This is a genomic window from Ectobacillus antri, assembly GCF_003852715.1.
In the GTDB taxonomy this organism is placed as follows: Bacteria; Bacillota; Bacilli; order Bacillales; family Bacillaceae_G; genus Ectobacillus; species Ectobacillus antri.
Genome location: NZ_RIAV01000065.1, coordinates 1 through 971 on the forward strand (window position 1 = coordinate 1; position 971 = coordinate 971).

The following is a 971-nucleotide window of genomic DNA, read 5'->3' on the forward strand; positions in this document are numbered from 1 at the left end:
AAGTATTCTATTATCGTCGGGTTTTATGGCAATATTTAAAGGAGCATCATGGGCTCAAATGTGGTGCATCGACGTTTAGAAGATACATTGCTCAAGTACCAGAATTCGCAAGGTACTTTACTGATAAAGTACGTATTCCTTCACCAAAAGGGACGGTGCGATATGAAACAGAGCCAGGTCAACAAGCACAATTTGATTGGAAAGAAAGTATTCCATTTGAAACGAAAAATGGTGAAAAAATAGAAGTCAATGTGGCAGCACTTGTATTAGGACATTCTCGTTTTCGAGTCTTTCATCTCGCCTTGAAAAAGTCACAAGATATTTTATTCTCCTTTTTAACAGAAACATTTGAGAAAATTGGTGGAGTACCACGAGAACTTGTGACAGATAATGCGAAGACCATAATGGATGAGCCACGTACAGAGTACAGTAGTGGTAAAGTAAACAAGCGGTTTGCAGAATTTGCGAAGGATTTTGGCTTTATGGTGCGCCCTTGCATCGCTGGTCGACCAAGGACAAAAGGAAAAGTGGAAACACAAATGAAATTTTTAGATGAGATTCATGCATACCAAGGTCAATTGACTTTAGAAGAATTGTATTTGTTTATTGAAAGGCTAGCAAATCGTATAAACCAATCATTTCATCAAGGGACAGGGAAAATACCGCTATTTGCCCTAGAAAAAGAAAAGAGTTCCTTATCTCCCCTACCACCTGAAAGAATTCGGAACTCTTATCGAATGAAGCACCATACGGTGCTTGTCAATGCATCAAGTATGATATCCTACAAAGCCAACCTGTATTCAGTCCCCACTAAGTACATTGGCAAAAAGGTAGAGATACAAATACTCGATGAGCATATTTGGGTTTATTATAACATGGAGTGTATCGCCAAACACCCTTTATCTCTAAAGAAATTAAATTATCGAGAAACAGATTACAAAGAAAGCTTAGAGATCTCAGCGCCGAACTAT

At 38.3% G+C, this 971-nt stretch carries 1 protein-coding gene; it reads left to right on the plus strand.

Translation table 11 applies throughout. The features are described from left to right. On the plus strand, window positions 1-971 hold a 971-nt coding region (gene istA / locus EEJ45_RS18160), incomplete at both ends, for an IS21 family transposase (protein ID WP_124566129.1).